Source organism: Thermohalobaculum sediminis (assembly GCF_023487995.1).
Taxonomy (GTDB): domain Bacteria; phylum Pseudomonadota; class Alphaproteobacteria; order Rhodobacterales; family Rhodobacteraceae; genus Thermohalobaculum; species Thermohalobaculum sediminis.
The window spans coordinates 66026-89620 of the sequence record NZ_JAMFKN010000003.1 but is presented as its reverse complement, the minus strand read 5'-3'; the positions used below and the strand labels follow the sequence as shown (position 1 = coordinate 89620).

Annotated in this window: 20 protein-coding genes and 1 pseudogene; 13 read left to right on the top strand and 8 right to left on the bottom strand. The window is 67.0% G+C overall.

What is annotated here, in order from left to right:
- Positions 1-127: 127 nt before the first annotated feature.
- From M1105_RS07625 to M1105_RS07610, 4 genes and pseudogenes are all read right to left on the bottom strand, one after another.
- A pseudogene (locus M1105_RS07625) lies at positions 128-412 on the bottom strand (DDE-type integrase/transposase/recombinase); the annotation flags it as partial.
- Positions 413-467: 55 nt separating this feature from the next.
- Positions 468-1505, bottom strand: coding sequence for a tyrosine-type recombinase/integrase (locus tag M1105_RS07620; RefSeq protein ID WP_249579756.1), 1038 nt, complete (start codon positions 1503-1505; stop codon positions 468-470).
- A gap of 1319 nt (positions 1506-2824) precedes the next feature.
- Positions 2825-3064, bottom strand: coding sequence for an HGGxSTG domain-containing protein (locus M1105_RS20810; protein ID WP_319936784.1), 240 nt, complete (start codon positions 3062-3064; stop codon positions 2825-2827).
- A gap of 44 nt (positions 3065-3108) precedes the next feature.
- Positions 3109-3741, bottom strand: coding sequence for a hypothetical protein (locus M1105_RS07610; RefSeq protein ID WP_249579754.1), 633 nt, complete (start codon positions 3739-3741; stop codon positions 3109-3111).
- A gap of 588 nt (positions 3742-4329) precedes the next feature.
- Between M1105_RS07610 and M1105_RS07605 the strand changes: the two genes are divergently transcribed.
- On the top strand, positions 4330-5577 hold the full coding sequence (locus tag M1105_RS07605; RefSeq protein ID WP_319936775.1) for a glycosyltransferase: 1248 nt from the start codon (positions 4330-4332) through the stop codon (positions 5575-5577).
- Between the two features lie 1144 nt (positions 5578-6721).
- Here the strand turns inward: M1105_RS07605 and M1105_RS07600 are convergent.
- Together M1105_RS07600 and M1105_RS07595 are read right to left on the bottom strand one after the other, a co-directional pair.
- Positions 6722-7423, bottom strand: a complete 702-nt coding sequence (locus tag M1105_RS07600) for a hypothetical protein (RefSeq protein ID WP_249579753.1) — start codon at positions 7421-7423, stop codon at positions 6722-6724.
- A gap of 426 nt (positions 7424-7849) precedes the next feature.
- Positions 7850-8761 (bottom strand): LysR substrate-binding domain-containing protein, encoded by a 912-nt coding sequence (locus M1105_RS07595; protein WP_249579752.1) that lies wholly within the window; start codon positions 8759-8761, stop codon positions 7850-7852.
- Positions 8762-8964: 203 nt separating this feature from the next.
- Between M1105_RS07595 and ugpB the strand changes: the two genes are divergently transcribed.
- The 6 genes from ugpB to M1105_RS07565 all read left to right on the top strand — a co-directional run bounded on the left by ugpB (position 8965) and on the right by M1105_RS07565 (position 14125).
- Positions 8965-10278 (top strand): sn-glycerol-3-phosphate ABC transporter substrate-binding protein UgpB, encoded by a 1314-nt coding sequence (gene ugpB / locus M1105_RS07590; RefSeq protein ID WP_249579751.1) that lies wholly within the window; start codon positions 8965-8967, stop codon positions 10276-10278.
- 92 nt (positions 10279-10370) lie between these two features.
- Positions 10371-11252, top strand: a complete 882-nt coding sequence (gene ugpA, locus M1105_RS07585) for a sn-glycerol-3-phosphate ABC transporter permease UgpA (RefSeq protein ID WP_249579750.1) — start codon at positions 10371-10373, stop codon at positions 11250-11252.
- Between the two features lie 23 nt (positions 11253-11275).
- Complete coding sequence (gene ugpE / locus M1105_RS07580; protein ID WP_249580154.1) at positions 11276-12112, top strand: sn-glycerol-3-phosphate ABC transporter permease UgpE; 837 nt, start codon at positions 11276-11278, stop codon at positions 12110-12112.
- 3 nt (positions 12113-12115) lie between these two features.
- Entirely contained in the window at positions 12116-13174 is a 1059-nt protein-coding gene (gene ugpC, locus M1105_RS07575; RefSeq protein ID WP_249579749.1) for a sn-glycerol-3-phosphate ABC transporter ATP-binding protein UgpC, read from the top strand.
- Positions 13175-13286: 112 nt separating this feature from the next.
- Positions 13287-13868, top strand: a complete 582-nt coding sequence (locus M1105_RS07570) for an HPF/RaiA family ribosome-associated protein (RefSeq protein ID WP_249579748.1) — start codon at positions 13287-13289, stop codon at positions 13866-13868.
- Between the two features lie 26 nt (positions 13869-13894).
- Positions 13895-14125 (top strand): hypothetical protein, encoded by a 231-nt coding sequence (locus M1105_RS07565; protein WP_249579747.1) that lies wholly within the window; start codon positions 13895-13897, stop codon positions 14123-14125.
- A 10-nt stretch (positions 14126-14135) separates the two neighbouring features.
- Here M1105_RS07565 and M1105_RS07560 read toward each other — a convergent pair whose 3' ends face one another.
- A complete protein-coding gene (locus tag M1105_RS07560; RefSeq protein WP_249579746.1) occupies positions 14136-14354 on the bottom strand; it encodes a hypothetical protein in 219 nt (72 codons plus the stop codon).
- A 226-nt stretch (positions 14355-14580) separates the two neighbouring features.
- Here M1105_RS07560 and M1105_RS07555 point away from each other — a divergent pair, with 226 nt between their 5' ends.
- From M1105_RS07555 to M1105_RS07540, 4 genes are all read left to right on the top strand, one after another.
- The gene (locus tag M1105_RS07555; protein ID WP_249580153.1) at positions 14581-15072 is read left to right on the top strand and encodes a Dps family protein; all 492 of its coding nucleotides are present in this window, start codon (positions 14581-14583) and stop codon (positions 15070-15072) included.
- Between the two features lie 97 nt (positions 15073-15169).
- Positions 15170-16942 carry an N-acetylglutaminylglutamine amidotransferase gene (locus tag M1105_RS07550; protein WP_249579745.1) on the top strand — a complete coding sequence of 591 codons (1773 nt, stop codon included), beginning with the start codon at positions 15170-15172 and terminating at the stop codon, positions 16940-16942.
- A 12-nt stretch (positions 16943-16954) separates the two neighbouring features.
- Positions 16955-18754 (top strand): N-acetylglutaminylglutamine synthetase, encoded by a 1800-nt coding sequence (gene ngg / locus M1105_RS07545; protein WP_249579744.1) that lies wholly within the window; start codon positions 16955-16957, stop codon positions 18752-18754.
- 10 nt (positions 18755-18764) lie between these two features.
- Positions 18765-19925, top strand: coding sequence for an osmoprotectant NAGGN system M42 family peptidase (locus M1105_RS07540; protein WP_249579743.1), 1161 nt, complete (start codon positions 18765-18767; stop codon positions 19923-19925).
- A gap of 14 nt (positions 19926-19939) precedes the next feature.
- Here M1105_RS07540 and M1105_RS07535 read toward each other — a convergent pair whose 3' ends face one another.
- Entirely contained in the window at positions 19940-21172 is a 1233-nt protein-coding gene (locus M1105_RS07535) for a M24 family metallopeptidase (RefSeq protein WP_249579742.1), read from the bottom strand.
- 127 nt (positions 21173-21299) lie between these two features.
- Here M1105_RS07535 and M1105_RS07530 point away from each other — a divergent pair, with 127 nt between their 5' ends.
- Together M1105_RS07530 and M1105_RS07525 are read left to right on the top strand one after the other, a co-directional pair.
- Positions 21300-22295: a CobW family GTP-binding protein gene (locus M1105_RS07530; RefSeq protein ID WP_249579741.1), complete on the top strand. Its 996-nt coding sequence runs from the start codon at positions 21300-21302 to the stop codon at positions 22293-22295.
- A gap of 53 nt (positions 22296-22348) precedes the next feature.
- The gene (locus M1105_RS07525; protein WP_249579740.1) at positions 22349-23584 is read left to right on the top strand and encodes a metal-dependent hydrolase family protein; all 1236 of its coding nucleotides are present in this window, start codon (positions 22349-22351) and stop codon (positions 23582-23584) included.
- Positions 23585-23595: the final 11 nt, after the last annotated feature.

The following is a 23595-nucleotide window of genomic DNA, read 5'->3' as shown; positions in this document are numbered from 1 at the left end:
AAATATTGATTTTAAGAATTGCAATATTGGATTGTAATTATTGAGCAATATGCGCAGAGGTAATTGTCTCGGAGGGGCCTGTCAGGCGAATTCGAGCCAGTCTCAGTCTAGCTAACCATGCGACAACCTAATGGGAACAGAGTTGCCGCCATTCGTCGAGTCCGGCGGTGCGGGCCCCTTTGAAGACTGGTCTGCTCGAGAGGGATCGTTCCTGATTGAAGTGGTTGTGGACGGAAGAGTGGCAAGCGGCGAAGGTCTGCAGACTTCGCATCCACCTGAAGCGGGGCATCGCTCGCTCTCTTCGTCGCAGTGGTAGGTGTGAGTTCTCGAGCCGGTTGTTCAGCCCGCGGCCCTTGAAGTCCCGAGATGTGGAGTCCGCATACTTCGCGGGCGCAGCCTTCCAGGCTCGCAACCACAGGCTGTGGTGCGGACTTGGCTTCGTAGAAACTGAAAGAGCCAACGGAATTTTATTCAGCTCGGAAAGCTGTGTAGGATCTTGATGGCGAGGCCTCCTTCAATAGAATTCTCCAACGCCGGAGATGGAGCATCCTGGTCTCAGAGTTCTCTACATATCGCAAGACAACATCGGGTTTCTTCCAGCCGCCAGCCTGCATGATGGCAAGTGTATCGAAGCCGCTCACCATCATATCCTGAGCGGCGCCGACGCGCATCGAATGCCCGGAGAGCCGATCAGCCATCGGTTCCGGGATGTCGGCGTTCTGAGCGGCGCGCTTGACCAGACGTCGGATCGAACAAGTCTCAAGCTGTCGTCCAGAGGGGCGGCCCAGATGCAATCCCTGAAACAATGGCCCTTCTGCAATGCAGGCCGCGCTGAGCCATCTGGATACGCGGTCTGAACTTGCTGGAGAGAGGTGCGCGATGCGACCGCGCCCAAAGCCGTCTGATTTGGAATACGGCACCAGAAGGCGCCCCGTGCCGTCGGCGTTCCAAGCGACGTGCCTGATCTCAATCCGTGCAATCTCCGAACTCCGACAAAGCGTGTCGTAGCCAACGCTCAGGAGGGCGGCGTCGCGCAGCCCGGCAAGTGTTTTCGGCAAGCAATCAAGAATCTGTTTGAGGATCGCGTGAGTGAGTCCTTGTGCCTGCTCGGGACGCTCGCCCTTCAGGCGCGCCGCGCGACGGACCGCGAGGCGCACCAGGCTGTTTGTCGTAGGGTCCGCAAGATCACAGACGCGGTGAGCAAAGACGACTGCAGCGATGCGGCGTCTGATCGTCGAGGCTCTGTGGTCTGCGGTATGTTCATCCACGAACCTGGCGAGCGTTTCGGCCGAAACAGGGAGCCAGCGCTCACCCAGCTTTTCGCACCACCGCATGAAGTTGTTCAAGTCTGCCCGATACGCTGAAAGCGTGCGAGGCGCATACGCGCCCTCTGCAAGATTAAAGATTTCTTCTACTGTCGGTGTCCGTGATCGCATTGGGGCGCCCGTACGGAGATCTGAAAAGTGACCTTTATTGATATACAGAATATCAAAAAGACTCGTCAATGATCTCTGCTGCGCAAATCAGGGCCGCTCGCGCATTGCTCAACATAACGGCAAAGGAGCTCGCCTCATTCTCGGGCGTCGGCTGGGCGACCATCCAGCGGTATGAGGCAGGATGCGCAGCGCAGATCAGGTCACGCGACACCTCTGATCGCATCCAAGCGGCTCTCGAAGCTCAGGGCGTCGAATTCCTCGGTGATCCGATCAAATCGCCAGGGGTCCGGCTGAAGCCGGTTCGAAACGAATGAGTACGGGCATCGCTTATTGGTGCCACCTGCAGAAACCATAGCCCAGCCGCCCTCTGCTCCCAAATTGAAGGAGACGAACCGCGCTCGACTATCGCCGCCTTTGAGTCACGCATCTGGTCTCGCCTGGTGCCGCCACGATTACACCGCGCACGCGGCCCGAGCGTCTTGGAGGACGACGAACGGGGCAGTAACAAGACAGTCCAAGTGGCGCAGCAACGTACGGGCACGAGCACGACAGGCCACGGCTTGCTCACCTCTCGTCATGTCTGTGAACTCCCGGTGACAGTTCGCACCCTGAGCACCAGCTTCCTCGCACTGCATGAGCACGAGATCACCATTCGGTATTCTATCTGATCGTCTCAAGCGGATCGCCGACGCTCAACGAAGCGTCCAGGATAACAAGAAGGGCGCCGCAGCAATGCGGCGCCCTTCTTGTGTCTGGATTGATTTCACGAGGGCAGGTCTATTCAGGGGATGCCCCGAGCCTCAAAGCCTGGAGAACTGATCTGTTTCATTGAGCGTGCCCAAGATCTCCACGCTCCACGGATCGTCGCGGAGCGCAGCACGACAACGCTCCAACGAGCCCTTCTCCCCGAGGGAGCCTGGCCTGACAGAAGCGGATCTCGCGCGGACAGCGGCTTAGAACCAGCTCAGGAGCGTGTCCGGGTCGCAGGTAAGCGGCCGCGGATCTTCCAGCGGGTTGGCTTTCGGCGCGGCCCTGGGGCGCGACGCCGGGACCCGGAGCGCGCCGCGAATCGCGCGGTACATATCCGCCGGCTCCCACCCGTGATGGCCTCTCAGCGCCTCGATCGCGGCCAGCACTGCTGGCGTAGGGTCCTTTGGCATCTTCGGGTCGTCCGACATCACACACGCCTTCATGCAGATTAACGAGTTTTCCGACTCTAATAGAGAGTCGTGGCGGGGTGATGACAGTTACGTGACACGAACAGGAGAGAATGAGGACCCTAGGCTGGGAACGCGGCAGAGAGGCGGGAGCGGGCCTGGATCTCGACATGCGGACGATCGATCCACGCGAGGATGCAAAGTGCGGAAGAGCCCGGCAGGGCAGGGGGGCTAGTCGGACAATTCCTTGAGCGTGTCCTCTGCCTCTTTCATGAAGGCGCGCAGCTTCTTTTGGGCGGCGATCGCCTCGGCGGTGTACATACCATGCGTCAGCGCATTCTTGTTGCCCCGCGGCGCGCCGGAGCCTTTCGCGCCGCCATGCATGCGACAGCGTTTCCGACCTGCAACCGCCGGCGCCTGGCAGGGCGTGCCCTTGCGCGTTCGCGCCCCGCAGCGCGGGCTCTCCAGCATCGGGCCAGTGTTCCGGGGATGCGAGCCGCTCATGCGTCTTCCCTTCAGTCTTCGTCCGGCTCCACGTTGACAGCCTCTCGCGGGACCGGCATCTCGATCGGGGTATCGTCCGTGTGGCCGAGTTGCGGCTTCAGTGCGGCAGGGGAGCGAGCTCCTTGCCGGCGCTTGCCCCCACCGGTCTCGATGTTGCCGACCACGGCCTGGCCGCCGGGCGCGACATGCACGTATTCGACCGTGACTTTCTGCTGTCCCTTGCCGCGATGCTTGTCGAGCGCCTCGAGCTGTTTCGCGTAGAGGGCGAGCAGCTTTTCCGCGTGTTTCAGGTTCTGATCCCGTCCCTCGAAAAGCTGACCCGGGATCATCGCCCGCCGCATGCATTCCATCGCCGCGGAATGGGTCGCGATCATTTGTCTCGCCAGCATGCCCTCGAGTTCGTCTCGCGGCGCGATGTCCTTCAGGGTTGCCTGCGCCGCGTTGATCCGCGCATTGATCTCTCCCGCGGGAAGATCGTCCGGCAGCCAGAGAACTCCTCCGAGTTCTGAGCCGCGGTTCAAATCTGCCATGATCCTCTGCATGGCGGCGGTCATTCTCGGATTGTTTTCGAGGACCTCGGCCAGCTGGCCGAGGACGTCGTCATCCGCCTCGTCGTGCGCCTCGCTTGTCTTCGCCTTCGTCACCGCGATCCCCGATCGATGCCTCAAGACGCTGACATCATACCCGAGGCCTGGACCATCAAGAACAACCGATTTCTACTTTATATGGGGTTGTTTTGAGAGTTTTGGATCATACCCCCCTCCCCCTAACGCCATGCGCGATAACGCCCCACACTTCGCAAGCGGATATCGGCTGTCCTAGAAGCTAGCCTGCACAATTGAAGGCGTATCGCTGCCGTCCGCGATCCCATCCTGAGCGGCGCGCTGAGTCAGAAATCGGAGCGAGCAAATTTGCAGCTGTCGCCGTGAGAGCTGACGCAAGTGGGACCCCAGGGCGAAGAACCAAGATTGATGGACGGCTTCCTCCGCGATCGCAACGCGTGATCCCAGGTCACTGGGGAGAGTAAGCGGCGGACAATATACCGGTAAGATTGATCGATGGGCGTGTGGCGAAGGGAACCGGCTGATGTCCGCCAGGAAAGAGAGCTGCACGCCGTTGGGGCTGTCGTCAAAAAGCCTCTTTGCACCCATGCCGCGAGTGTCATTCCCCTTGTAAGGCAGTAAGATTATGCACCGATGGTCAACGATTCTTGGTTTCGGCGGAGCGCTTGAATGTCGAAGGACTTGGTCGCAAGTGTTTCAGCGCTCCCGAGGACGCGGGTGCGCCGGGTCCTTCAGGTCTGTCCCTATATGCACCCCTCTGCCGGTGGGCCTCCGGTCGTGGTAAGGCGTCTTGCGGAGAACGCAAGCAGGTTTGGCTGGGACGCCTCGATCCTGACGACATCCCTGATGTGCCCCGATGACGGCACGGAGCTTTACGCCGAGTTGAGTCGCGAGTTCGACATCAAGGTCCTCCCGATCGACCGCCCCCGCCTGCTGGGTCACGCTTCGACAGCGGCGGAGGCGTTGAATGACGCCGTCCGCGCCGCCGACCTCGTCCACATCCACACGCTCTGGCATCCGCTGAACACGATCGCGCGCCGCGCATGTCAACGTCATAACGTTCCTTATGTTCTCTCACCACACGGCATGCTCGATCCTTTCGCCATGAGCATCCGCGCGCTCAAGAAATCCGTTTATCTCCGCTTGATCGAGTGTCGCAATCTCCGGGAGGCCGAACTCGTCGTCTTCGCGACGAACGAGGAGCGCCAACTGGCGGGCCGGACACTCGGGCGATTCCTCCACTCCGAGGTGGTGCTGCTCGGCGCGGACGACCCTGCGGACAGATGCAGCACGATAACCGATGCGACGGTACGCCGGCGCTTCCGTGATGGCGCCGACGGGAGGCGGATTCTGTTCCTGTCCCGTCTCCATCCCAAGAAGAACCTCGAGACGTTGTTCAGATCCATGAAGCTGGTCGTCGAAAGGCATGCCGATGCGCATCTGTTCATCGCGGGCTCAGGCGCACGCATCTACGAGAAGACGCTCGATGACATGGTGCGCGAGCTCGGCATCTCTTCGAATGTCACTTTTACCGGCTTCTTGCGTGATGAGGAAAAATGGGCGGCAATGTCGGCCGCGGACATTTTTGTTCTGCCGTCCCTCCAAGAGAATTTCGGCATCTCGATCGCCGAGGCTCTCCATGCGGGATTGCCGGTGCTCGTCGGACAGGGCGTGAACATCTCGGAAGATATTGCCAAAGCGAGCGCCGGGAGGGTCCTTTGCGATTGCATGAGCGAAGTCGAACTGGCCAGACAGATCGTTGAGCTCTTCGAGGATCGCGACCTTCGCGAGAGAATGGGCCGAAATGCCACTCGCCTCGCCACTGAGCGCTTCAACTGGCTGGAATCCGCCCGGTGCCACTATGAGCTTTACGAGAGGGCACTGGCACTCGACCCTTGCGAGCGCTCGCCGATTTGACATCGGGTGGCGGCCGGCTGGCGGGCCGCGTACTTTGCCGACCATCGGGTTCTGGCCCGGATTGCGAGCATGGCTTCTTGGCAAAATCCCGCCCAGACGATCAGCGCTTCGAAATTCGGTACAAGGCAATCAGTGCGCCCTGCCGATTTGAACCTGCCGACGGTACAGTGCTTGCGGCTCTAACCCCGTGTCGATCGCTTCGTCGTCGATCCATGACTTCGCCCTGCAATGGGCCGAGTGCAGGAGCATTCCGGTTGGCGGCTGACCGGGGGAGCTGAGCGCCAGCGACAGGACCGAACGCTTTGCACGTCACGGCGTGGTTTTCGGGGAACCGGAGCCGCGCCGTGTTTCGTTTGGGCCAATTCACTTGACGAGGGAGAGCCGCCATCTCGACCCTTCGCATGACGAATCTGCCCATGGATAAGAGCCGGCCAACGTCACGCGCCCTCGGGTGAGGTGCCGTGGGCGCTGCTGACGACTTGGATGGTGATTGGGGAGGGCCGGGGAGGCATGCCTCTTCAGGCGAATTCCGCCGGTGCGCTGCGCGTTGTTTTCCCGGGGCCGCGCGGCCGCCCCGCTGTTCAGCTTAGATCAGCGGGAGCGTCCCGACGAACGCGACGACGCCTAATACAAAGGAAATGCGGTGCAGGCCATGTCAGTCTCGGAAGTGACGTTCGTTGCGGCAGTGTCCGCCGCTCTACTCAAGATGCCGCCGTTCGCGGGTGGCGCGTTGGTCCCCCGTGCGGCGCGCGGCGCGGAGGGGAATCGTGCACCCCCGCGGCCCGCCTCAGACCAGGGGCAGCATGCCGACCAGCGCGACCAGTCCGATTGCGAAGGGATAAGCGATGTAGGCCATCTTGGTCTCCGATGCGTCTTGTCGTGCGGCGTCTCGTTCGCCGTTGAGACAAGAATGCCCCGAATCACCCGTTCGTGATGTGACGGTGCTCACACAGGGAAGGCTGCGCAAATATCCTTGGCTCACCGGCCTGACGGCGCCGTGGCTGGAAAAATCTGATATTTATCAATCATCTTGAGGGGAATGGCTGGTGTCCGCCGCGATGCCGGTCCGCCGCAGGACCATTCGCGCGGCGGCTGCACGCGATCTCCGCGCCGGGTCTGCGCCATGGCGGCGACGGCGCGGCGCTCAGTCGAGCGAGGCGATTCGCGCGATGTGGTCCGGACCGGCGCGCGATGTGAAGCCGTGGCGCGAGAGCGCGACGGGCTTGCCGGGAGCGGCCGGGCTGAGCGCGGGGGCTTGCGCGCTTCCCTCGCCCGCGGGCGGCAGGGGCAGGCGCGCCTGCTGCGGTCGCACCGGCGGGAGGGCGGGCTGGTTGAGATAGAAGGGATTGGCACCCGGCAGCGGGCCCGCCGCGCCGTCCCGGCTTGCATGCGCCGGGATCGCGGCCTCCGGGCCAAGCGCCGCGTCGGTCATGCCGGACAGCGCGGAGACGGCCGCATCTCCGGTTCCCGGCGGCACTTCGATCAGCAGTTGGGCATCGACCCGGCCACCGCGCCGCAAGAAGTGGAACGATTCGCTGCCGCCCGGGGCATCGCCGCCGCCGAGGCGCAGCGTGTAGCCCTGGCCGTCGCGCAGGAGCACATGCCCGCGCAGGATGTCGCCTCCCCCTTGCGTGCGGGCGATCACGACGGTCAGCCGCAGGCGGTCTCCCTCGGCCCCGAAGAAGGCGTCGATCCGGCTCCGCGGCCCAAGGATGGCGATCGCCTGGCCGGGATGCTCGAGCGTCAGCGTCCCGCCGGGCGATGATGGCATGCCCGTGCCTGCTCCGCCCGCCATCGGCGCGAGCAGGGCGAGCATCAGGGCAGCCATCGCGGCAGGGAGGTGCATGCGGAGCCTGCTTCTGTCCGACGAGCGAAGATTCTACTTTAGCGGGAAATTCCAGAAACCTGAAGGACATCCATAAATACGCGCCGCTGCGCGCGGATTGCGCCGGGGACTGCATCTTTTGGAGTCAGGCCGTCCCAAAAGGAGACATAAAGCCGAAGAAACTGTTCGCAGCCATGACCTTTCACCCGATCTTCCGTTACCATCCAGCGAAAATCCACGCTAGGCACACATGGCGTCACGACTCGGGGACTCAACCATTGGGGGAGGATCGAGGGCGATTGCCTCCACGCGAGGGGTCATTGTGGCTGCTCGCGAGAGACCCCGGGGCCCATCACGCATGGCACCGAACTGCCGTATTGCTTGGCTGCCGGTTCCAAGCCGTGATGTCGTCGGCCCAGTGCAACCTCGCGATGGGCCGCGGCGGCGCTAGCCCCCGGCCTGCGCGTCCTCGCGAAACGGCGCGAGGCTGTCGGCGAAGGTTTCGAGGAATTCCAGCGTGATCATCGAGGCGCGCGCATGGGTGGGCCGCAGCAGGGCGAGCCGGTGCGGCACCGACGGGCGGAAGGGGCGCAGCGCAAGCCCCCGGTCGGCATAGCCGCGGGCGTCCATCTCGCTCACGACCGACACGCCCGCGCCCTCGGCCACCAGCATGCAGGCGGCGGTGAACTGGCGCGTCTCGATCAGGCTGTCGATCTGGACCTTGCGCGCTGCGAAGGCGTCGGCAAGCTCGCGGAAGAAGGCGCTGTCGCGGCGGGTGTGGATCATCCGCTCGGCCGCGAGGTCCTCGGGCCAGATCTCGGGCTTAGCCTCGAGCCGGTGGCCGCGCGGCATGATGCAGACGGTGCGCATCCGGATCACCTCGCAGTCGACCGCCGGATGCCCCTCGAACCCGTCGGTGATGCCGCAGTCGTATTGCTCGCCGATGATCCATTCCAGGATGCGCTCGGGTCGGTCGGGCTCGAGCGTCACGGTCACGCCGGGTCGGTTGCGCAGGAACCGCGCCAGCACCGCGGGGAGGTGGCTGGTGGCGAAGCCCGGCAGGCAGGCGATGCGCAGATGGCCCGCCTTGCGTGCCGAGAGATCGCGGGTGAGCTGGTCGATATGGTCGAGGCTGTCGAGCAGCCGGCCCACCTCGCGCAGCAGGTAACGCGACTCCTGCGTCGGCACCAGGCGGCCGCCCTTGCGCTCGAACAGCCGGAAGCCGACGCTGTCCGAGAAGCTGGCGAGGAGCCGGCTCACGGCGGGCTGCGAGATCTCGAGCTGCCGGGCGGCCAGCGTCACGCTGCCAAGCTGCGAGACCGCGCGGAAGGCTTCGAGCTGGCGAAGTCGGATCGTCATCGGCTTCCTGCTGGCGGACAGGGGATGCGGCAGAGGGGAGATGCGGCAAAACTTATAACATGATATTATGTGGTTAAAGAGGAAAATCGGTTTGTATTATGAATGTCACTATGCTTCGATAGGCTGTGCGCAAGCGGAGTCGGGGCCATCGGGCCGCGGCGCCGCGTTTTGCGCTCCAATGAGCTTTCGGGGAGGGAAGCGGGATGAAAGGTCTGTATCTGGGCTCGGCGATGCTCGCGTCGCTGACCATGCTGGCGACGCCGGCCGCCGCGGCGACGGAGATCCAGTGGTGGCACGCCTTCACCGGGCGGCTGGGCGAGCTGCTGGCCGAGCAGGTCGAGCAGTTCAACGCGAGCCAGTCCGACCATGTCGTGGTCGCCACCCACAAGGGGAACTATTCCGAGACGCTGAACGCCGGCATCGCCGCCTTCCGTGCCGGCGAGCAGCCGCACATGCTGATGGTGTTCGAGGTCGGCACCGCGACGATGATGGCCGCCAAGGGCGCGATCAAGCCGGTCCACGAGGTGATGGCCGGGGCCGGCGCGGCCTTCGACCCGGACGCCTATCTGGGACCGGTGAAGGGCTATTACACGACGACCGGGGGCGAGATGCTCTCGCTGCCCTACAACTCCTCGACGCCGGTTCTCTACGTCAACCGCGACGCGCTGAAGGGCGCGGGGCTCGACCCCGACATGGACCTCTCGACGTGGCAGGCGGTGGGCGGCGCGCTCGACGCGCTCAAGGCCGCGGGCCATGCCTGCCCCATGACGACCGCGTGGCAGAGCTGGATCCATCTCGAGAACCTCTCGGCCTGGCACAACGTGCCATTCGCCACGAAGGAGAACGGCTTCGCCGGGCTCGACACCGAGCTGGTGTTCAATGGGCCCGTCCAGGTCAGCCATATCCAGGCGATGGGCGACTGGGCGAAGGAGGGCAAGTTCGTCTATGCCGGCCGCCGCAACGAGGGTGGAGCCAACTTCCGCGCCGGCGATTGTGCGCTGTTCACCGAGTCGTCGGCGGGCTATGCGGGCGTCAAGGCCGAGGCGAAATTCGACTTCGAGATCCGGCCTCTGCCCTATTGGGGTGGGGTCGAGGGCGCGCCGCAGAACACGATCATCGGCGGCGCCTCGATCTGGGTCCTGTCGGGCCATGACGCCGAGGAATACAACGGCGTCGCCGCCTTCCTCAACTTCCTGTCCTCGACCGAGGTGCAGGCCCGGTGGCACCAGAACACGGGCTACCTGCCGATCACCCTGGCCGCGGCCGAGAAGACGAGGGCCGAGGGCTTCTACGACGCCAATTCGGGGACCGAGATCGCCGGCCAGCAGATGACCGCCAAGGCGCCGACCGGGAACTCCAAGGGGTTGCGGCTCGGCTCGTTCGACCAGATCCGCGGCATCATCGACGAGGAGCTGGAGGCCGTCTGGGCGGGCAACAAGACCGCGCAGCAGGCGCTCGACAGCGCGGTCGAGCGCGGCAACGCGCTGCTGCGCCGCTTCGAGCAGGCCAACCGCTGACACGACATGCGCGCCCTCCCGGGCGAGGGCCCGGGGCTTCCTGCCGATGCGGGAGGTCCCGGGTCAGGCCCGGGATGGCGCGGGCCTGACCGATGGAAAAGCGCGTCACGTTCAAGGGCTGGCTCCTGCCGCTCCTGCTGGTCGCTCCGCAGGTGGCGGTGACGGCCGTCTTCTTCTTCTACCCGGCGGGGCAGGCGGTCTGGCAGTCGCTGTTCATCCCGGACCCCTTCGGCCTCAAGTCGCAGTTCGTGGGCCTCGGCAATTTCGAGTTCCTGCTGGGCGATCCCTATTACAGGGCGAGCTTCGTCACCACGGCGATCTTTTCGAGCCTCGTCACGGTGGTCTCGATGGGCGTGGCGCTCGTCCTCGCGGTGCTGGCGGACCGGCTGATCAAGGGCTCGGGGACCTACCGCACGCTGCTGATCTGGCCCTACGCAGTGGCGCCGGCGGTGGCGGGCGTCCTGTGGCTGTTCATGTTCAACACGCGGGTGGGTGTGGTCGCGTGGTATCTGGGCCAGCTCGGCTACGACTGGAACCACGTGCTGAACGGGGGCGAGGCGATGGGCCTCGTCGTCGTCGCCTCGGCCTGGGGGCGGATCAGTTATAACTTCCTGTTCTTCCTCGCCGGGCTGCAGGCGATCCCGCGCTCGGTGATCGAGGCGGCGGCAATCGACGGCGCCCGCTTCTGGACGCGATTTTGGACCATCGTCTTCCCGCTTCTCTCGCCCACCACGTTCTTCCTGCTGGTGGTGAACATCGTCTATGCCTTCTTCGAGACCTTCGGCGTGATCCACACCATCACCTCGGGCGGGCCGCAGCAGGCGACGACGATCCTCGTCTACAAGGTCTTTGCCGATGGCTTCGTCGGGCAGGATCTGGGCTCGTCGGCGGCGCAGTCGGTGATCCTGCTGGTGGTGGTGGGCGTACTGACCGTCGTGCAGTTCAGGTTCATCGAGCGGCGGGTGCACTACTGATGGCGGGCGGCGCGCAATCCGGCATGGTCGAGCGGCGGGGCTGGTCGCTGTGGCTCACCCATGCCGGGCTGATCCTGGGCGTCATGGTCATCGCCTTCCCGATCTGGCTCGCCTTCGTGGCCTCGACGGTGACGCAGCCCGAGATCGTGCGCCCGCCCATGCCGGTGCTGCCCGGCGACCAGTTCTTCGAGAACTACCGCAAGGCGCTGGTCGCGGGCGTCAACGCGCCGGTGGCGAAGATGCTGATGAACTCGGCCGTGATGGCGCTGGGAATCGCGCTCGGCAAGATCGCGATCTCGCTCCTGTCGGCCTTCGCCATCGTCTATTTCCGCTTTCCGGGCCGCAAGGCGTTCTTCTGGCTGATCTTTCTCACGCTGATGCTGCCGGTCGAGGTGCGCATCGTGCCGACCTACGAGGTGGTCGCGGGCTTCGGCATGCTCAACAGCCACGCGGGCCTGATCCTGCCGCTGATTGCCTCTGCGACCGCGACCTTCCTGTTCCGCCAGTTCTTCATGACGGTGCCGGACGAGCTGGTCGAGGCGGCGCGCGTCGATGGCGCCCGTCCGATGCGGTTCTTCCTCGACATCCTGGTGCCGATGAGCCGGACGAACATCGCGGCGCTTTTTGTCATCCTCTTCATCTATGGCTGGAACCAGTATCTCTGGCCGCTGCTGATCACCACCGACCCGCAGATGAACACGATCGTCATGGGCATCAAGCAGATGTTCCCGTCGGGCGACGACATCGCCGACTGGCCGGTCATCATGGCGACCTCAATCCTCGCCATGCTGCCGCCGGTGCTCGTCGTCATCTTCATGCAGAAGCTGTTCATCCGCGGCCTTGTCGAGAGCGAGAAGTAACCCATGGCCACACTCACGCTCACGCAGGTCCGCAAGAGCTTCGGCGCGACCGAGGTGATCCACGGCGTCGACATCGACGTGGCTGAGGGCGAGTTCATCGTGATCGTGGGCCCCTCGGGCTGCGGAAAGTCCACCCTCCTGCGCATGGTGGCGGGGCTCGAGACGGTCACCGCGGGCGAGATCGCCATCAACGGTCAGCGCGTGAACGAGCGCGAGCCGATGGACCGTAACATTGCCATGGTCTTCCAGAACTACGCGCTCTATCCGCATATGAGCGTGTTCGACAACATGGCCTACGGGCTCAAGATCGCCCGCATGCCGAAGCCCGAGATCGCGGCGCGCGTGGCCGAGGCCGCGCGGCTGTTGCAACTCGAACCCTATCTCGCCCGCAGGCCGCGCGAGCTGTCCGGCGGCCAGCGCCAGCGCGTGGCCATGGGCCGCGCCATCGTCCGCCAGCCGGCCGTGTTCCTGTTCGACGAGCCGCTCTCCAACCTCGACGCCAAGCTCAGGGTGCAGATGCGGCTCGAGATCAAGGCGCTGCAGCGCAAGCTCGGCATTACCTCGCTCTACGTCACCCACGACCAGGTCGAGGCGATGACGCTGGCCGACCGCATGATCGTGATGAACGAGGGCAATGCCGAGCAGATCGGCGCGCCGCTCGAGGTCTACGAGCGCCCGGCCACGCTGTTCGCCGCGCAGTTCATCGGCAGCCCCTCGATGAACGTCCTGCCGGGCGAGGGGGCGGAGGACGGGGTCGTGCTCGAGAACGGCATGCGCATCCCGCTGGGCCGCCCGGTCGCGGGCAAGGTGATGCTGGGCATTCGGCCCGAGCATCTCGTGCCCGACGCCGACGGCCCGCTCGCGATCGAGACCGGGATGAGCGAGCCCGTCGGTGCGCAGACGCTGGTCCATGGCCGGCTGACCGGAAGCACCGCCGAATGCGTCGCGAGCCTGCCCGGCGTGCATCGCGAGAGCGATCTGCCGGCCGTGCAGCGTTATGCCGTGCCGCCCCACGCCGCGCATGTCTTCGACGCCGCCACCGGGCGCCGGATCGGCGTTTGACCGCACGCGCATGGGTTGCATTTGACTTCGATCATGGCGCACCGCGGCCAGCTCTGAAACGCTGCATGGTATCGGCGCCGCTGCGCGCGGCGCCATGCGGAGGGCAGAGCAGATGCAGACCGACCTCGAGATCGCCTTTCACGGATTGGACCCCTCGCCGGCCATCGAGGCACGGGTGCGCGAACGGCTTGCCCGGCTCGAGAAGCATTTCGGGCGGCTCACCAGCTTCCGCGCCGTGATCGACGCGCCCCACCAGCACCATCGCAAGGGCAAGCACTATGCCGTGCGGCTCGAGGCGCGCGCGCCCGCAACCGTGTTCGCCATCGACCGCGAGCCCGGCGACGTGAACGCGCACGAGGACGTCTATGTCGCGATCCGCGACGCGTTCGACGCGATGGAACGCCGCATCAAGGCCTGGCAGGAGACCCATACCGGGCGCCCGGTGACCCATGCCGCGCCGTTGCAGGGCCGGATCGCCGAGCTGCATTCGGGGCGCGATTTCGGCCAGATCGCGCTCACCGACGGGCGGCTGGTCTACTTCCACCGAAACGCCGTGGTGAACGGGGGGTTCGACGACCTTGCCGAGGGGGACCCCGTCGAGCTCGCCCTCGATCAGGGCGACAGCGAGAAGGGGCCGCATGCGAGCACGGTGCGCCGCATCGGCGCGCAGCGCTTCGTCGACGAGCCCCGCTGACTGTCGAGGCACAGGGAGGCCCCGGAATGACTGCGACGCGCGACGACCTCATGCGCCTGTTCGGCGACATCGACGAGCACAAGCTGGCCGAGATCGCGGCAAGCGGCGCGACCCTTGCCGAGCTCGAGGAGGTAGCGGCCCATCTCGCGGCCCAGACCGACGTGATGGGCGAACTGGAACGCCCGCTGACCGGGCGGGCGCTGCGCATCTACGAGCTTCTGCGCCGCGACGAGGAGCAGTGGGAGTCTGACGCCTGAGCCTGGCCGCCTAGTCCTCTACCACCCGGAAATCGCCCGAGGGGGCGTCGGTCGGCGGCTCGTCGAAGCCCTCGGCGGCAAGGCCGCGGCGCAGCAGTTCGCGAATTGCCGCGGCGCGCGAGGGCAGCCGGTTGCCGAACCGCCAGTCGTCGATGGCCTGCAACTCGTCGCGGCTCAGCATGAGCTGCAGCTTCTCGGTCCGCTTGGGCGGTCGGGGTGTCCGGGACATCGGCGTTCTCCGCATCGGGGATGGATCACTTACTCCACCGACGTCGCCGGGGTAAACCCCATGGCCTCCCTGCCCGATGGAGCCTGCCCCCCTTGCTGGCCTTGCGCAGGTTGCGCCGCTGACGCAGGACATGTATCCCAAGTATATGAAAAAACTTGAAAAATTGCATCTCCACTCCCATCTTCCGGCCTGTCCGAAACCGATGAGGAGGAATTCCGTGACCAGCATGGTCCTGAAGACCGAGCCGAAGGCCGAGACCCCGCGCACCGGCGTGACCGGGCGGGCCGAGATCGCGAACGCGCTCAACGGCGTGCTGGCCGACACCGTGGTGCTGATGCTCAAGACCCAGGGCTGCCACTGGAACGTTGTCGGGCCGATGTTCCAGCCGATCCACGAACTGACCGAGGCGCAGTATCGCGACCTCTTCGAGGCGGTGGACACGCTGGCCGAGCGGATCCGGGCGCTGGGCGCCTTTGCCCCGGTCTCCTTCGCCGAGATGATCTCGCATGCCGAGCTGTCCGAGGAGGAGGAGGTCCGCCCCGCCGCCGGCATGCTGACCGAACTCATCGAGGACCACGAGACGCTGACGCGCCGCCTGCGCGAGCTCGCCGCCGTTGCGGCCGAGCGCGAGGACGGCGCGACCGAGGACCTCGCCAATGCGCGCATGTCCGCGCATGAGAAGGCGCTTTGGATGCTGCGCGCCATCGCCACGGGCTGAGGCGCGCCCGACACCCGACGACAGGATCTTCCAATGACGGCCGCGGCGCTTGCGCCGCGCGCCATGTCGCGACTCGACACGAAAGGATTCCCGACGCATGTGCGGATTTGCAGGCGAAATCACCTTCGACGGGCGCACGGCCTCGCTGGCGGGCCTCGAGCGGATGCTCGAGGCGCTGGCGCCGCGCGGGCCCGACGGGGTGGGCACGGTTCATCGCGGACGCGTGGCGCTGGGCCACCGGCGGCTCAGCATCATCGACCTCTCGGACGCGGGCGCCCAGCCGATGAGCGACCCCGAGCTGGGGCTCGACCTCGTGTTCAACGGCTGCATCTACAACCACGCCGATCTGCGCCGCGAACTCGAGGCCGAGGGCTACCGCTTCTTCTCGCGCAGTGACACCGAGGTGGTTCTGAAGGCCCATCACGCCTGGGGGCCGCGCGCGCCCGAACGCTTCCACGGCATGTTCGCCTATGCGGTGCACGAGCGCGCCACTGGCCGGCTGTGGCTCGCGCGCGACCGCTTCGGCATCAAGCCGCTATACGTGACGGACGAGGCCGGGCGCCTGCGCTTCGCCTCGACCCTGCCGGCGCTGCTGGCCGCAGGCGGCATCGACACCGCGATCGACCCAGCCGCTCTGCATGGCTATATGAGCTTCCACGCTGTGGTCGCACCCCCGCGTACGATCCTCAAGGGCGTGCGCAAGCTTCCGATCGCCACCATCCGCCGCGTCGAGCCCGATGGCACGACCGAGGACCGCCGCTACTGGGACGTGAGCTTTGAGCGCGGGCCCGAGGACGAGGACCGCGCGGCCCCGGAGTGGGAAGAGATGCTGCTCGACTGCCTGCGCCGGGCGGTGGCGCGACGCATGGTGGCCGATGTTCCCGTGGGCGTGCTGCTCTCGGGCGGGGTCGACTCGAGCCTGATCGTGGGGCTCCTGGCCGAGGCGGGGCAGGAGGGCCTGCGCACCTTCTCGATCGGCTTCGAGGCGGCGAACGGCGAGAAGGGCGACGAGTTCGCCTATTCCGACCTGGTCGCGCGCCACTTCGCGACCGATCACGTCAAGCGCTTCGTGCCCTCGTCCGAGCTGCAGAAGGCGCTGCCCGCCGCGATCTCGGCCATGTCCGAGCCGATGGTCTCGTATGACAACATCGGCTTCTACCTGCTGTCGCGCGAGGTCGCGCGGCATGTGAAGGTGGTCCAGAGCGGGCAGGGCGCCGACGAGGTGTTCGCGGGCTACCACTGGTATCCGAAGCTCGCGGGCTCGAACGACCCGCTGGGCGACTACGCGCGGGCCTTCTTCGACCGCGACCACGACACCATGGGCCGCCACCTCGCGCCCCGCTGGATGAACGGCGATGCCAGCCGCGAGATGGTGGCCGCCCACTTCGCCCGCCCCGGTGCGCCCGATCCGGTGGACAAGGCGCTGCGCCTCGACACCGAGATCATGCTGGCCGATGACCCCGTGAAGCGGGTCGACAACATGACCATGGCCTGGGGGCTCGAGGCCCGCGTGCCCTTCCTCGATCACGAACTGGTCGAGCTGGCGGCCCGGATGCCTGCCGGGATCAAGCTGGCTGACGGCGGCAAGGGGGTGCTGAAATCGGTCGCGCGCCGCATCGTGCCGCGCGAGGTGATCGACCGGCCGAAGGGCTATTTCCCTGTCCCCGCGCTCAAGTATCTCGACGGGCCGTTCCTGGCGATGGCGCGGGATGCGCTGACCTCTAAGGCGGCACGCGAGCGGGGGCTGTACCGCGAGGATTATCTCGACGCGCTGTTCGCGGCACCGGCCGAGCACATCACGCCGCTGCGTGGCTCGGAGCTCTGGCAGTGCGCGCTGCTGGAACTGTGGCTCCAGGACCACGGCATCTGAGGGATGAGACCGATGACCCGCAAGACCGCCCACGCCACCCGCGACCAGGGCTATCGCCTGCGCCGGATGCGCGACAGCGCCTTCGCCGGCGCGGCCCCGGCCCATCCGGGGGGCGAGGCGCCGCTGAAGGACGCCGTGATCGACCTCGGCTGGGGGCGGCTGATCTTCGCCCACACCTTCGAAGAGCCTGCCGCCATCGTCGATGCGATGCGCGAGGAGACGCCCGACCGGCGCGACATCGCCTTCTACGTGCGCGACCCGCATGTTTTGCTGGCCAAGGCGCCGCAGGAGTTGTTCCTCGACCCCTCGCACAGCTATCGGCTGGATCTCGCGACCTGGCGCGCGGCGTCGGGACGGGCGCGTGGCTTCTTCATCCGCCGGCTCTGCTCGCGCGCGGACGCCGAAGCCGTGAACGCGATCTACGGCGCCCGCGGCATGGTGCAGGTGGCGCCCGAGTTCTTCTGGACCAGCCGCGACAGCCGCACGATCACGGTCTTCGTGGCCGAGGACGAGGCGACGGGCGAGATCCTCGGCGCCGTGACCGGCGTCGATCATGCGCGCGCCTTCGACGATCCCGCGCGGGGCAGCTCGCTCTGGTGCCTTGCGGTCCATCCGCAGGCCGCGCGGCCGCGGGTGGGCGAGGCGCTCGTGCGCCGGCTCGCGAGCCATTTCAAGGCGCGCGGCGCAGCCTTCCTCGACCTCTCGGTGATGCATGACAACGAGGGGGCGATCGCGCTCTACGAGAAGCTGGGCTTCCGCCGCGTTCCGGCCTTTGCCATCAAGCGCCGCAACCGGATCAACGAGCGGCTGTTCACCGGCCCCGACCCGGCCGAGGGGCTCAACCCCTATGCCCGGATCATCGTCGACGAGGCCCGCCGGCGCGGTATCCATGTCGAGGTGACCGACGCCGAGGGCGGCTTCTTCGCGCTCACGCATGGCGGGCGCACCGTGCGCTGCCGCGAAGCGCTGAGCGAGTTCACCTCGGGCGTCGCCATGTCGATCTGCGACGACAAGTCGGTGACGCGGCGGATCGTCTCGGCCGCGGGGGTGCGCGTGCCCGAGCAGATCGAGGCGTGCGACGAGGCGGCGCTGGCCGGCTTCCTGGCCCGCCACGGCGAGGTGGTCGTCAAGCCCGCGCGCGGCGAGCAGGGGCGGGCTGTATCGGTGGGGCTGAGCGACGCGGACGAGGTGGCCCGTGCCGTCGCCGCGGCGCACGAGGTCTGCGACCGCGTGCTGGTCGAAGAATGCGTGCGCGGCGAGGACCTGCGCCTGATCGTGATCGACGGCAAGGTGGTCGCCGCCGCGATCCGCCGCCCAGCGCGGATCATCGGCGACGGCCGCGCGACCGCCCGCGCGCTGATCGAGGCGCAGAGCCGCAGGCGCAGCGCCGCGACGGGGGGCGAGAGCGAAATCCCGCTCGATGCCGAGACCGAGCGCACGCTGGCCGCCGCCGGCTACGGGCTCGACGACGTGCTGCCCGAGGGGGTCGAGACGCCGGTGCGGCGCACCGCCAACCTGCACACCGGCGGCACCATTCACGACGTGACCGCCGAGACGCATCCCGCGCTGATCAGGGCCGCGATCACGGCCGCGCGCGCGATCGACATTCCGGTGACCGGCATCGACCTGATGGTGACGTCGCCGCGCGAGCCCGACTACGCCTTCATCGAGGCGAACGAACGCCCTGGCCTCGCCAATCACGAGCCCCAGCCGACGGCAGAGCGCTTCGTTGACCTGCTCTTCCCGCTTTCGCGCGCCCGCGCGGCGGCCCCGAGCACGCCCGGCGCGCGCGCCACGACCGCGGACCATTGAAAGGGAGCCCATGGGACGCCTTGCCATCGACACCGACTATCTCGCCGACCAGTTGCGCCGCTTGCTCGATATCCCCAGCCCGACCGGCTTCACCGATGCCGTGACGCATGCGGTGGGCGCCGAGCTTGACCGCCTTGGCGCGCCCTTCGAGATCACCCGGCGCGGCGCGATCCGCGTGCGTCTTGCAGGCCGCGACCCGCAGCCCGCGCGGGCGATCATCTCGCATCTCGATACGCTGGGCGCACAAGTGCGCAGCGTGAAGGAGAACGGGCGGCTGGAACTGGTGCCGATCGGCCACTGGTCCGCCCGTTTTGCCGAGGGCGCGCGCGCCACCATCTTCTCGGAAAAGGGCAGCTATCGCGGCTCCATCCTGCCCCGCCTCGCGTCGGGCCATGCCTTCGGCGACGCGGTCGACACGGCACCGATCGGCTGGAGCGAGGTCGAGTTGAGGGTCGACGCGCTTGCCACCGATCGCGCTCAGGTGGCGAAGCTGGGTATCGAGATCGGCGACATCGTGGCCATCGACCCGCAGCCCGAGTTCCTCGACAACGGCTTCATCGTCTCGCGCCATCTCGACGATAAGGCGGGGGTCGCGGTGATGCTGGCGGCGCTCAAGGCGATGCTCGAGGCGGCCGCGGTGCCGACCGTCGACACGCTGTGGCTGTTCTCGGTGTCCGAGGAGGTGGGCCACGGCGCGAGCCACATCCTCACGCATGACATCGCGTCAATGGTGGTGGTCGACAATGGCGCCAGCGCCGCGGGCCAGAACAGTGCCGAGTTCGGCGTGACCATCGGCATGGCCGACATGAGCGGGCCGTTCGATTACCACACCACCCGCAAGCTGATCGAGCTTTGCCGCGAGAACGAGATCCGTTTCCAGCGCGACGTGTTCCGCTTCTACCGCTCGGACAGTGCCTCGGCCATCGAGGCGGGGGCGGACGTGCGCACGGCGCTCGCGACCTTCGGGATCGACGCAAGCCACGGCTACGAGCGCATCCACATGCACGCCCTGCGCTCGCTGGCCGAGCTGCTTACGGCCTATGCGCTCAGCACGGTCGATATCCAACGCGACGCGCAGGAGGCGGGGCCGCTCACCGGCTTCCCCGAGCAGGCAACGGACGAGGCGACGCAGCGTCTGGGCCCCGACCGGGGGCTGCCTCCGAAGCCGTGAGGGCGCGCCGGGCTTCAGCCCGGCACGTTGCCGAAGGGGTCGTCGATCGAGGGACTGGGCGGGGTGTGCCAGGCGGCGCCCTCGGGGGTCACGTGGAAATGGTCCTCCAGCCGCACGCCAAACTCGCCATAGATGCAGATCGTGGGCTCGATCGAGCCCGTCATGCCCACCGCCATCGGCAGGCGGTTGCCCTTGACGAAATAGGGCTCCTCGTGGCCGTCCATGCCCACGCCATGGCCGGTCCGGTGCGGCAGGCCCGGCACGGCATAGCCGGGGCCGAGGCCCGCACCCGCGATCACCGCGCGCGCCGCGTCGTCCACCGCGCCGCAGGGCACGCCGGGACGGATGGCGGCGAAGGCCGCGGCCTGCGCCGCGTGCTCGAGGTTCCAGATCTCGCGCTGCCGCGCCGTGGGCTCGCCGAACACGTAGGAGCGCGTGATGTCCGACACGTAGCCGTGCATCGGCGCGCCGCAGTCGACCAGCACCATGTCGCCCTCGCGCAGCACCTGCGGGTGCGGCACGCCGTGCGGATAGGCCGAGGCCTCGCCGAACAGCGCGATGGCGAAGCGGCAGCCCGAATCGAAGCCGGCCTTGCGGTGCGCGCGGTCGAGGAAGTCCTGCACCTCGGTTGTCGTGATACCCTCGCGCAGGATGCGCGCGGCCGCCGCCTGGATGCCCAGCGTTGCACGCATCGCGTGGCCGATCAGCGCGATTTCGTGCGGGGTCTTGCGCGCCCGGCACCACGCGGCGACCGATCCCGAGGGCGTCAGGCGATAGTCCGCGCCCGCCGCCTCGGCCGCCGCGCGGATGCCGTCCACGACGAAGAAGCGCGCCTGCTCGTCGATGGCGAGGGTGCCGCGGGCGATCTGCATCTCGCGCAGTGCCGTCACGAACAGGGCGTAGGGGCTCTCGTCCTCCTCCCAGCCATGGACGGTCTCGCCGATCGTCAGCATTGTGCGCAGCTTCTCGACCTCGAAGGCGGGGGCGACATAGACCGGCTCGCCCTTGGCGGGCAGGATGGCGCCGATCATCCGCTCGGTCTGCCCGTGGCGCACGCCGGTGAAGTATTCGAGGTTGGTCGAGCCATCGAGCCACATCGCGGCGACCCCGACCTCGGCCATCCGGGCCTGCGCGCGTTCGATGCGCTCCAGCCGCTCGTCGCGGCTGATCGGCTCGATACGCTCGCGCACCGGGCGGGTGCGCTCAAGCTCGATCTCGGCGGTCGAGCCGCCCACGCCCTTCGTCATGACTTGCCCCCTTCGGTCCTGATCCGTGGCAACCTTAATAGCCGGCGCGGCGCGCGCAAGCAGGGGGTGCATTTGCCCGCCGCCTGCCCCTAGACTGCGGCCGACCGCCATCCAGGAGCCTGTGCCAATGACCGACGCCGCACCCGTTCCCGTCACCATCCTCACTGGGTTCCTTGGGGCCGGAAAGACGACATTGCTCTCGCGCCTGCTGGCCGACCCGCAGGGGGTGCGCTTTGGCGTGCTGGTGAACGATTTCGGCGAGATCAACATCGACGCCGACCTCGTGGCCGAGACCGCGGCCGACCGGGTGTCGCTGGCCAATGGCTGCGTCTGCTGTTCGATCCGCGACGACCTCGTGGCGGCGGTGCGCAGCCTGCTGGACGCGCCCGCGCCGCCCCGGCACCTGCTGATCGAGGCGAGCGGCGTGTCGCGCCCGCTGGCCATCGCCGATGCGCTGGACGACGAGCCGCGCGCCCGGCTCGACGGCATCTTCTGCGTGATCGACGCCGCGCATTTCGAGGGGCTGGGCTATGCCGACAGCGAGCTTGCGATGGATCAGGCCTTCGGCGCGGATCTTGCGCTGCTGAACAAGGCCGACCTCGTGGACGCGGGCACGCTGGAACGCATCGACGCGACGTTGAGGGCCGCGATGCCGCGCCTGAGGACCGTGCCGACCCGCCACGGCGACGTGCCGCGCGCGCTGCTCTTCGGGCCGGAGCCCGGCCCCGCGAGGGACCGCGGGACATGTCGCGACGCCCGCTGCAGCGATCCATCTCACCGGCACGATCACGCGGGCGGGGGCGATCACCACGACCACGAGCATCACGCGCATGACGCCGAGTTCGAGTCGTGGTCGTGGAGCGCCCATGGTCCACTGCGGCACGCCGAGTTCCGCGCGGCCGTGGCGGCGCTTCCCCCGGCGCTCCTGCGCGCGAAGGGAATCCTCGATCTCGATGGCAGGCGGGCGGTTTTCCAGCTGGTCGGCAAGCGGCGCGAGATCGCCTTCGAGGGCGGTCCGCCACCCTCGGAGAGCCGCCTCGTCGCCATCGCCCGCCGCGGCGGGCTCGACGCCGAGGCGATCTCGGCCGTCCTTGCCCCTGCGTTAAACGCGAGTGTTGACTAGGCCCGATCATCCAGCTTTGGTGATGAATCAGGGGGCATCAATCGGAGTCGGTCATGGCGCAGCTTCTGTTCCGCAACATTCGCCTGTTCGACCCCGAGGTCGGCGAGACCCGTCCCGGCCACGAGTTGCTGATCGAGGGCGGCACCATCCGCGAGGTGGCCGACCGCCCGATCAAGGCGGATGGCGCCGAGGTGATCGACGGCGGCGGCCGCACGCTGATGCCGGGGCTGATCGACTGCCACGTCCATGTCGTGCTGAGCGAGGTGTCGATCCCGAGCCTCGAGTCGATGCCGCTGACGCTGATGACCGCCCACGCCATGAAGCTGATGCGCGGGATGCTCGATCGCGGCTTCACCACGGTGCGCGACACCGGCGGCGCCGACTGGGGGCTCAAGACCGCGGTCGATCAGGGCCTGTTCCCCGGCCCGCGCCTGTTCATCGCCGGCAAGGCGATCGGCCCGACCGGCGGGCACAGCGATCCGCGTCGGCGCACCGATTACGGCGTGCGCTGCCATTGCTGCAACGCCATGGTCTTCGCGATGGGCGTGGCCGACGGCGTACCCGGCGTGCAGAAGGCCGTGCGCGAGGAGATGCGCCAGGGCTGCGACCATGTGAAGATCATGATGTCCGGAGGGGTCGCCTCGCCCTACGACCCGCTCGACAGCATGCAGTTCTGCGAGGACGAGGTCCGCGCGGCGGTGACCGAGGCGCACGCCTTCGGCCGCTATGTCTGCGCCCATGCCTATTCGCCCGAGGCGATCGAGCGCGCGGCCCATTGCGGCGTGCGCACGATCGAGCACGGCAACCTGATCGACGAGCCGCGCGCGAAACTGATGGCCGAGAAGGGGATGTTCCTGATCCCCAACCTAATCGCCTACTACGCCATGCGCGAGCGCGCGGGCGAGTTCGGGATGAGCGGCGAGATGCTGGAGAAGAACGATCTCGTGATCGACGGCGGTCTGCGTTCGCTCGAGATCTGTCAGCGCGCGGGTGTGTCCATAGCCTTCGGTTCGGACCTTCTGGGTCAGCTCCAGGTCGATCAGAGCCGCGAGTTCCAGATCCGCTCGCAGGTGATGAAGCCCATCGATATCCTGCGCTCGGCGACGCTCATTGGCGCGCAGGTGCTGCGGCAGGAGGGCAAGCTCGGCTGCCTGAAGCCCGGCGCGCATGCCGACCTCCTGCTGGTCGACGGCGACCCGCTGGCAGACCTCGGCGTGCTGTCGGGGCAGGGCGGGCGGATCGACCTCATCATGAAGGGTGGCCGCATCCACAAGCGCAACCTGCACTGACGGAGGGCCGC

Bases quoted from the DNA above. Each gene is read 5' to 3' on its own strand.
- M1105_RS07525 (WP_249579740.1), top strand. From the start codon at position 22,349: ATGGCGCAGCTTCTGTTCCGCAACATTCGCCTGTTCGACCCCGAGGTC.
- M1105_RS07560 (WP_249579746.1), bottom strand. From the start codon at position 14,354: ATGTCCCGGACACCCCGACCGCCCAAGCGGACCGAGAAGCTGCAGCTC.
- ugpB (WP_249579751.1), top strand. From the start codon at position 8,965: ATGAAAGGTCTGTATCTGGGCTCGGCGATGCTCGCGTCGCTGACCATG.
- ugpC (WP_249579749.1), top strand. From the start codon at position 12,116: ATGGCCACACTCACGCTCACGCAGGTCCGCAAGAGCTTCGGCGCGACC.
- M1105_RS07570 (WP_249579748.1), top strand. From the start codon at position 13,287: ATGCAGACCGACCTCGAGATCGCCTTTCACGGATTGGACCCCTCGCCG.
- ugpE (WP_249580154.1), top strand. From the start codon at position 11,276: ATGGTCGAGCGGCGGGGCTGGTCGCTGTGGCTCACCCATGCCGGGCTG.
- M1105_RS07605 (WP_319936775.1), top strand. From the start codon at position 4,330: ATGTCGAAGGACTTGGTCGCAAGTGTTTCAGCGCTCCCGAGGACGCGG.
- M1105_RS07530 (WP_249579741.1), top strand. From the start codon at position 21,300: ATGACCGACGCCGCACCCGTTCCCGTCACCATCCTCACTGGGTTCCTT.
- M1105_RS20810 (WP_319936784.1), bottom strand. From the start codon at position 3,064: ATGCTGGAGAGCCCGCGCTGCGGGGCGCGAACGCGCAAGGGCACGCCC.
- M1105_RS07540 (WP_249579743.1), top strand. From the start codon at position 18,765: ATGGGACGCCTTGCCATCGACACCGACTATCTCGCCGACCAGTTGCGC.
- M1105_RS07535 (WP_249579742.1), bottom strand. From the start codon at position 21,172: ATGACGAAGGGCGTGGGCGGCTCGACCGCCGAGATCGAGCTTGAGCGC.
- M1105_RS07600 (WP_249579753.1), bottom strand. From the start codon at position 7,423: ATGCACCTCCCTGCCGCGATGGCTGCCCTGATGCTCGCCCTGCTCGCG.
- M1105_RS07550 (WP_249579745.1), top strand. From the start codon at position 15,170: ATGTGCGGATTTGCAGGCGAAATCACCTTCGACGGGCGCACGGCCTCG.
- ngg (WP_249579744.1), top strand. From the start codon at position 16,955: ATGACCCGCAAGACCGCCCACGCCACCCGCGACCAGGGCTATCGCCTG.
- M1105_RS07565 (WP_249579747.1), top strand. From the start codon at position 13,895: ATGACTGCGACGCGCGACGACCTCATGCGCCTGTTCGGCGACATCGAC.
- ugpA (WP_249579750.1), top strand. From the start codon at position 10,371: ATGGAAAAGCGCGTCACGTTCAAGGGCTGGCTCCTGCCGCTCCTGCTG.
- M1105_RS07595 (WP_249579752.1), bottom strand. From the start codon at position 8,761: ATGACGATCCGACTTCGCCAGCTCGAAGCCTTCCGCGCGGTCTCGCAG.
- M1105_RS07555 (WP_249580153.1), top strand. From the start codon at position 14,581: ATGGTCCTGAAGACCGAGCCGAAGGCCGAGACCCCGCGCACCGGCGTG.